The sequence below is a fragment of the Alteribacillus persepolensis genome (assembly GCF_900099605.1).
Lineage (GTDB): Bacteria > Bacillota > Bacilli > Bacillales > Marinococcaceae > Alteribacillus > Alteribacillus persepolensis.
Genome location: NZ_FNDK01000048.1, coordinates 1 through 7,949, shown reverse-complemented (window position 1 = coordinate 7,949; position 7,949 = coordinate 1). Strand labels below are relative to the sequence as shown.

The 7,949-nt window shown below is 43.3% G+C and carries 8 protein-coding genes and 3 pseudogenes; 7 read left to right on the top strand and 4 right to left on the bottom strand.

Annotated features, from left to right (window positions below; all coding sequences use genetic code 11):
- Positions 1 to 156: 156 nt before the first annotated feature.
- Both BLT18_RS18455 and BLT18_RS17655 read left to right on the top strand, forming a co-directional pair.
- On the top strand, positions 157 to 300 hold the full coding sequence (locus BLT18_RS18455) for a hypothetical protein (RefSeq protein WP_175487547.1): 144 nt from the start codon (positions 157 to 159) through the stop codon (positions 298 to 300).
- A 27-nt stretch (positions 301 to 327) separates the two neighbouring features.
- Positions 328 to 774: pseudogene (locus BLT18_RS17655) on the top strand (fructose-specific PTS transporter subunit EIIC); the annotation flags it as partial.
- 398 nt (positions 775 to 1,172) lie between these two features.
- Here BLT18_RS17655 and BLT18_RS17650 read toward each other — a convergent pair.
- Positions 1,173 to 1,478, bottom strand: a complete 306-nt coding sequence (locus BLT18_RS17650; protein WP_091277043.1) for a PepSY domain-containing protein — start codon at positions 1,476 to 1,478, stop codon at positions 1,173 to 1,175.
- Positions 1,479 to 1,617: 139 nt separating this feature from the next.
- On the opposite strand from BLT18_RS17650, the gene BLT18_RS17645 reads away from it, so the two are divergent.
- From BLT18_RS17645 to BLT18_RS17635, 3 genes are all read left to right on the top strand, one after another.
- Complete coding sequence (locus BLT18_RS17645; RefSeq protein ID WP_091277040.1) at positions 1,618 to 2,691, top strand: M42 family metallopeptidase; 1,074 nt, start codon at positions 1,618 to 1,620, stop codon at positions 2,689 to 2,691.
- 6 nt (positions 2,692 to 2,697) lie between these two features.
- Complete coding sequence (locus BLT18_RS17640; RefSeq protein ID WP_091277037.1) at positions 2,698 to 3,216, top strand: DUF84 family protein; 519 nt, start codon at positions 2,698 to 2,700, stop codon at positions 3,214 to 3,216.
- 396 nt (positions 3,217 to 3,612) lie between these two features.
- Positions 3,613 to 5,124: a glycine betaine uptake BCCT transporter gene (locus tag BLT18_RS17635; protein WP_091277033.1), complete on the top strand. Its 1,512-nt coding sequence runs from the start codon at positions 3,613 to 3,615 to the stop codon at positions 5,122 to 5,124.
- Between the two features lie 381 nt (positions 5,125 to 5,505).
- On the opposite strand, the gene BLT18_RS17630 is transcribed toward BLT18_RS17635, so the two are convergent.
- Positions 5,506 to 5,952 (bottom strand): YtoQ family protein, encoded by a 447-nt coding sequence (locus BLT18_RS17630; RefSeq protein WP_091277031.1) that lies wholly within the window; start codon positions 5,950 to 5,952, stop codon positions 5,506 to 5,508.
- 126 nt (positions 5,953 to 6,078) lie between these two features.
- Here BLT18_RS17630 and BLT18_RS17625 point away from each other — a divergent pair, with 126 nt between their 5' ends.
- Both BLT18_RS17625 and BLT18_RS17620 read left to right on the top strand, forming a co-directional pair.
- Positions 6,079 to 7,089, top strand: coding sequence for a PTS transporter subunit IIC (locus tag BLT18_RS17625; protein WP_091277029.1), 1,011 nt, complete (start codon positions 6,079 to 6,081; stop codon positions 7,087 to 7,089).
- 13 nt (positions 7,090 to 7,102) lie between these two features.
- Positions 7,103 to 7,432 (top strand): thioredoxin family protein, encoded by a 330-nt coding sequence (locus BLT18_RS17620; RefSeq protein WP_091277026.1) that lies wholly within the window; start codon positions 7,103 to 7,105, stop codon positions 7,430 to 7,432.
- Between the two features lie 129 nt (positions 7,433 to 7,561).
- On the opposite strand, the pseudogene BLT18_RS18625 reads toward BLT18_RS17620, so the two are convergent.
- Both BLT18_RS18625 and BLT18_RS18860 read right to left on the bottom strand, forming a co-directional pair.
- Positions 7,562 to 7,756 (bottom strand): annotated as a pseudogene (locus BLT18_RS18625) (transposase); the annotation flags it as partial.
- A 9-nt stretch (positions 7,757 to 7,765) separates the two neighbouring features.
- Positions 7,766 to 7,949 (bottom strand): annotated as a pseudogene (locus BLT18_RS18860) (transposase); the annotation flags it as partial.

Below are 7,949 nucleotides of genomic sequence, written 5' to 3'. Positions count from 1 at the left end.
CCTTCGAAAATGACAGTTTGGTCTAATTTGAATTTCATAAAAAGCACCCCTTGCCTATATTTGTTAACTTCATTTTATATATTTGTATTTACGATGTCAATACACTTTTTTATTAAAATCATAAATATTGCTATAATGCAGCTAAGGAGGTGAGGCATGTTCTTTGCTTTAATCGCACCGAGTGGACATATTACGTACTGTGAAGGAATTGAGCAGGCGACACGATTAATAAGAGTCGGATACAAGATTATCGGAAGTGGTGACGACCCACGAGAATTGGCGCGTATGTTTGCCGATTGATACCGTTTGATGGGTAGTATCATGTAATTAGCAGGTCCTATCAATAAAGCAGCATTTACGTTTGGAATTGCAATGATTGAAGCAGGAAACTTCGCTCCGCATGCTGCTATTATGGCAGGCGGGATGGTGCCGCCGTTAGGCATTGCGCTTGCCACCACATTGTTTAAAAAGAAATTCACGAAAGAGGAGCGGGAAACGGGGGTATCCAGTTATTTTCTCGGTGCCTTTTTCATCACAGAAGGAGCGATTCCATTTGCAGCAGCTGATCCAGGGCGCGTTATTCCTGCATCCATTGCCGGTTCGGCAACCGCCGGTGCATTTGCCATGTGGTTTGGGAACGGCTTGCCTGCTCCGCACGGAGGAGTATTTGTTATCCCAGCCATCCAAGGTGGAAGCCCATGGCTTTATGTACTGGCTCTGTTAATCGGAATGGTTGTTACGGCATTGATTTTAGGAATCATAAAAAACCGGTAAAATAAAGTGGAGCTGGGTTACATTTAAAACAGGCTGCCTCCAAAAACCGGAAAACAAGCTATGAAAGTGCAGGCGAAGCATCGTCAACATACGGAGACTCGCTGCAGGACGTCGGCTAAGACCAGCCGCATCGTGCGGCCAACACCGGCACTAGCACGTCCTGTACGTCCAAGCACGAGCCGAAGATTCACTTGGTAACGGGCTTTTCTTTACCAAGTTGAAACCGCGCCTGCAGAACGCGAAGGATGTTGACGGAGCAATGATAGAAACGGCGATAGTAAACAAATAATCCGGACTGATTGTAATCAATCGTTCGGATTATTTTGTCGTTCTTATCCTTTTGTCCCAGTTTTTTTCTGTCTTCCAGGGCGCTTGCGCTTTTCTTATATGTGTATGATTTACGAAGAAAGTTCAAGAATGGTGCCGGTTTTCGCATCGACGATAAAGTCCATTTGTTTTGTTTCTCCTTCTTTTGTGCTGGAAATACCGCCGCGGTACACTTTGTATTCAAGGTCATCTTTTTGGTAGTTTTCAGCTGTCATATGAATCCAGGAACCGTTAACGGGGATCTGGTCTTGAATGTTCTCTTTCACTGTTTTCAGTGCTTTTTCAGGGGAGATTTGGCCGTTGTTACTGTATTCTTTTAATGCATAACCTGCTAGAAAGCCAATGCCTGCTCCGACAAGGATATCTTTTACTCTCATACATATACCTGCCTTTCTTTGCTTTTTTCTCAAGTATAGACTATATCACAGCAATTTCCAAACGTTAATCGCCCCATGCTAGAAAAAAATACAGGCATTCGGTAAAATGAATAACAAATGGAAGAGAAAGGGGACTGTTATGAAACAAGAAACCCAGCAATTATTTCAAACATTAACGGAATTACCGGGGGCGCCCGGCTTTGAACATGAAGTGAGAAAGTTTGTAAAGAGTGAATTAGAAACATACAGTGATGAGATTGTTCAGGACAATCTAGGAAGTGTATTCGGTGTCAAAAAAGGAGCGAGCGACGGTCCAAAGGTGATGGTTGCCGGCCACATGGATGAAGTTGGCTTTATGGTTACGTCTATTACAAAAAAGGGATTAATCCGCTTTGAAACGTTAGGCGGCTGGTGGAGCCAGGTGCTCTTGGCACAACGGGTGCAGATTATGACAGACAATGGCCCGGTTATTGGTGTTATCGGTTCCACCCCTCCTCATTTGTTAGAGGAAGCGCAGAGGAACAAGCCAATGCCTTTAAAGAAAATGTACATAGACATTGGTGCTGATGATAAAGAAGATGCGGAACAAATTGGGATAAAACCCGGCCAGCAAATTGTACCGATTTGTCCATTTACTCCGATGGCCAATAAGAAAAAAATATTAGCAAAAGCGTGGGATAACCGCTACGGTGTCGGACTTAGCATTGAACTGTTAAAGGGATTGCAAGGAACGTCTCTTCCGAATACATTATATTCTGGCGCTACTGTCCAAGAAGAAGTTGGTTTACGCGGAGCCGCTACTTCTTCTCATATGATTAAGCCCGATATTTTTTATGCTTTGGACGCCAGTCCGGCAAATGACGCCACAGGTGGTAAAAATGCGTTCGGCCAACTTGGGCAAGGAGCACTGCTGAGAATTTTTGACCGGACGATGGTTACACACCGCGGTATGCGTGAATTTTTGTTAGACACAGCAGAAACACATAACATTCCTTATCAATTCTTTGTATCACAGGGAGGAACCGATGCCGGGCGTGTTCACATCGCAAATGACGGGGTACCGTCGGCGGTGGTTGGTGTCTGCTCCAGGTATATTCATACTTCTGCATCCATCTTGCACGTGGATGATTACGCGGCTGCAAAAGAATTCATTGTAAAGCTTGTTCAAGCGACCGACAAGCAAGCAGTGGAAGAAATTCGAAAAGGTGTATAAATAGCAATGAAACACATCATCGCCGTTGGATCTAAGAATAAAACAAAAATAAAAGCTGTCCAGGAAGTATTTACGAGCGGGCAATATGACGTGGTGGGATATGACGTCGGTTCGGGAGTGAGTGACCAGCCTTTTTCCGATGCTGAAACGAAAGCTGGAGCCATCGGGCGGGCAAAACAATCAGTGCAGATGGATGCGTTTATCGGCATTGGATTAGAAGGCGGCGTCGAGCCGATGGACGATGGTTTATACCTTTGTAACTGGGGAGCGCTTGTCGATCAAAAAGGCCGCGTATTAACGGCTTCTGGGGCGAAAATAGGTCTCCCGCAAGAGGTAGCTGACGGTCTTTACAACGGTTACGAGTTAAAAACAGTGATGGATGCTTATACGAATAAGCACGAAGTGAGTCATTATGAAGGAGCAGTTGGTATATTTTCTAATGGTCTTATCCTTCGTGAACAAATGTTTTCCCACGTTGTGCGCCTGCTTTATGGACAGTGGCTTTTTTATCAAAAACATTCCTGACAGAAACAGCCGGAAATTGTCATATAAAGAGAAACAGTTATCTATATAACAGCAGAGGTACATCTTATTTGATTTCGTACACCACTGACGTTAAGGTGGTGTACTTTTTATGTTGGTTAGAATTATCATTTTCGGCCTGCTGAGGGCAGTGCGTTAAGCTCATCGGAAACCACTTCCTCAGATGGATCTTCAGCTGAGCTTTTCCTCATCCAATCTAATGCCTTCACACAAGACAAAGTGATTTTTTTGTTGGCAATAAGAAAACGCAGATGTGTCACAGCTAATATCACTTTTCTTATAGAAAAAAAGAGACGAAAGATTAGCTGCTTTTTACATTTTAGTAAGGCAACAAGAAAACACTAACATCAAACGTTAGCACATGCGGGAGGTAATGTGATGGACCAACGTTATGTAGTGTTTTACATTTCAATCTTTATCCTTTCTCTGCTCGTTATTACCGGCATTATTATTCCTGATATATTGGAAAACGCCACTTTCACTATTCAAACTTTCTTTTCTGATGTATTTGGATGGTATTATCTGATCTTAGTTACGATTGTTCTGGTTATCTGCCTCTATTTACTTCTTTCACCGATTGGCCGAATAAAGCTTGGAAATCAAGATGAAAAACCGGAATTTTCCAGACCTGCTTGGATTGCTATGTTGTTTAGTGCTGGAATGGGGATAGGACTTATTTTTTATGGAACGTCAGAACCAATCAGCCATTATGCTATCAGTTCTCCCACTGGTGAAGTTGGTACCGATCAGGCGATAAAGGATGCACTAAGATTCACTTTTTTTCATTGGGGAATTCATGCTTGGAGTATATATGCCATTGTTGCTTTAGCCATTGCATATTTTCATTTCAGGCATGATAAATTGAATTTAATAAGTGCAACGCTACACCCTATTTTCGGTGATAAAGTGAAGGGGATGACAGGAAAAGGGATTGATATCTTTTCTGTACTGGCAACGGTTCTTGGTGTTGCAACATCGCTTGGATTTGGAGCAGTTCAAATCAATGGCGGTTTGGCATATCTGTTTGAACTGCCTGCAACTATTTGGGCGCAATTTACTATTATTGCCATTGTTACTGTTTTATTTTTACTATCGGCTTGGTCTGGGTTAGGGAAGGGAATAAAAATATTAAGTAATGCTAACATGATTTTAGCCGGCGCTTTATTTTTGCTGATGTTCCTGTTCGGCCCCATGTTATTTATTCTCAATTTATTTACTGATACAGTGGGGGCCTATATTCAAACACTGCCGCAGATGAGTTTTAGAATTGCACCTTTGAATGAAGACATTCGTGAATGGATTAACGGATGGACCATTTTTTATTGGGCTTGGTGGATTGCATGGGCACCCTTTGTAGGTATCTTTATTGCCCGGGTTTCAAAAGGAAGAAGTATTCGGGAATTTGTGTTTTTTGTCCTGCTGATCCCTTCCATCGTTGTTTTTTTGTGGTTCTCAACTTTCGGAGGTTCAGCCATTGCACTTGAACATAATGGTATTGCGGAAATATCAAGCTTATCTGCAGAAGAATCGTTATTTGGTGTCTTTTCGCATTACCCTTTGTCTCTTGTAACATCCATTACTGCAATGGTGCTTCTTGGGTCATTTTTCATTACGTCTGCTGATTCCGGCACATATGTATTGGGGATGATGACAACAAATGGCTCACACTCTCCTGGTAACAAAGTGAAATTCACATGGGGGGTTTTGCTCTCTGCAACAGCGGCGGCACTGCTGTATACGGGTGGTCTTCAAGCATTGCAAAACATGATGATTATAGCCGCTTTGCCATTTTCTATTATTATTGCTTTTATGGCCATCAGTTTATTGAAAGCTTTGCGTGAAGAAGCAAAGCAACTTGGAATAGGCCGAATAAAAAAGAGAAAGGCATAACGTCATGAGCGGGATCGCAGCGAATAAGGTGGTATTTGTTATACTCAGATGTCTCGTGTATCGGCTTATTTCGTCCTGCTGCCCGGTTATCTTTTGTCCATGACCAGTGCGGAATTTTTGTGCGGGCGAAGAGCGAATCCCCAGCCTGTCCATGCCTAGACGAATAAGGAACCAAAACAAAGATAGATAAGCTGGCATGTAGCGGCTTATCTATCTTTGTTTTACTAGTAGGAAAAGAGATGATTAACGCTGTTAACATTTTGATGAAATCAGTATGAGTACAGCTTGGCTGTTGTCTGTATCTAAAAGTTTGACGCTAGCCAGGCTGTCTTTATTAACATGTCATACATGTGCTGCAGCGGCTGCCATCGATATTCATTGTTATTGTGTTTCAAACACATAAGACAACGCTTGTAAGGCCTGTTCTTTTGTTTCAACAACAACCTGTGCTTTATTTGCGATTTCTTTTACAGGGTGATGCAGTTTTTCGGGACGGATTAAAATCAGCGGTTTCCCTGAGGCGACAGCTGTGCTGGCATCCATTGCGGTGTTCCATTGTTTATACTGCTCCCCAAATAAAGCAATCACCACATCGGCTTTTTGCATAAGAATTTGTGTGCGCAAGTTATTGAGACTAGAAGCCGCTTCATCCTTTAACACGGAATTGGGCTGTTTGCCGAGAATTTCTTCTCCAATGTTATCGGAGCGGTCATGATTTTCCATTGGGCCTGTAAAATGAAGCGGGAGCTCCATTTCTTCTGCTTTCTGCCGGATTTCTGCCCGCCAGTCATCATGAATTTGTCCAGCTAAGTATACGTTTAATTCCATCATGATTCCTCCTCTATGAAAATAATAAACCATTATGTAAATCATAATATTGTTGCTTATGAATTTGCAAACAAGTTATTATGAAACTAGGGAAATGTTTCAATAAGAAAATAGGGGGAGGAGCCAATGAAGTCCTTTTTTTTGGAAAAGGGTGTAAAGTTATCTGTAAAGACATATAGTGTTACAGCGTTAAGTTATATGGCGCTGGGACTGTTTTCTTCGCTCATTATTGGACTTATTATTCAAACTATTGGGGAACAGCTGGGCTGGTCTTATTTTGTAGATATGGGGACACTCGCCATGGGTTTAATGGGGCCGGCGATTGGAGCAGCGATTGCTTACGGACTGCATGCACCTCCGCTTATTATGTTTTCCGCAGTGATTAGTGGTGAGGCTGGTGCAGAACTTGGCGGACCGGCAGGCGCGTTTCTAGCGGTTTTGATATCGGTAGAATTAGGTAAACTGGTTTCTAAAGAAACGAAGCTCGATATTATCGTCACACCGTTTGTAACGATTGGAACTGGTTTTACAATTGCTTATTTTCTCGGTCCTATTATTAACACAGGCTTATTAGGATTTGGAGAGCTCATTATGTGGGCGACGGATCAACAGCCATTTATTATGGGAATTCTTGTTGCGGTGCTAATGGGACTGGCGTTAACAGCTCCAATTTCTGCAGCGGCGATTGCGATAATGATTGATTTAGAAGGCATAGCAGCCGGTGCGGCTGCAGTCGGCTGTGCTGCGCAAATGGTAGGTTTTGCTGTAAGCAGTTACCGAGAAAATGGGGTGTCCGGTTTATTTGCGCTTGGTATTGGTACATCGATGCTGCAAGTGCCAAACATTGTGAAGAACCCGTTGATTCTTATTCCGCCTACTGTGGCTGGTGCGGTGCTTGCACCGTTATCAACGATGGTCTTTTTATTGGAAAATAATGCAGCAGGCGCGGGAATGGGGACCAGCGGTTTTGTTGGCCAAATAATGACGTTTTCTGTCATGGGATTTACGCCGTACGTACTGTGGAGTATCCTGCTTCTGCACGTTGTTGGGCCTGCACTGATCAGCCTGTTTCTCTCTGAATGGATGCGAAAGCAAAATTGGATTAAACTAGGTGATATGAAGTTAGACCAAGGCTGAGGAGAGAAAGTATATGCAAACAATTGAAACAAGACAAGCATTTGACAGCGCGATTCAACAAAGCAAGACAGTGGTCATGTTTTCGGCCGACTGGTGCCCGGACTGCCATGTGATTGAACCTGCACTTCCACAAATCGAAAAAAATAATAATGATTTTACATTTTATCACATCGATCGGGATGAATTTATAGATGTTTGCCAGGAATATGATATATTTGGGATTCCAAGCTTTATTGCTTTTCATCATGGAAAAGAAGTACACCGTCTTGTTAGTAAAATGAGAAAAACGCCCGAAGAGGTACAGCAGTTTCTAAATGAGACGACCATGCATATCGACCAATAACATTTATGGAAGTAAAATGGGGCTGTATCAAAAGCCTCTGAACGGAAAAGCCATGGACGCCATCCAAGAAGATGGTGACCATGGCTTTTTTGATAATGTCTTATGCTGCTCGTTTCTTTTGGCGGCGTTTCACCCCGCCACCTTCCGTATATTGTGGGCCAGGGCTACCCAGCCGAATTCCACCTGAACTTTCTCCAGCCCGCGCAGGTGGAATCGCTGAAAACCTAGATTTTGTTTGACATGACCAAATACACTCTCCACGTCCGTTTTTCGGCGCGCGTAGAGTGTTCGTCCGAACTCGCTTTGCAGTTTGATCGTCTGTTTTTCTGCTGTTGTGTCAGCAGCTTCGATGGCTCGCGCAGAAAATAGGCTCTGGGTGTATCCGTAAAAGACGATTTTCGCCATCATCTTCGGATGGTAGGCAGGACGCCCGCCCTTTATAAGCATCAAAAAACAGCTGATCGTCCAGGGCGTCGATCATGTCGCTCACGATTCGGGCGACGTGATCTTCGGGAAT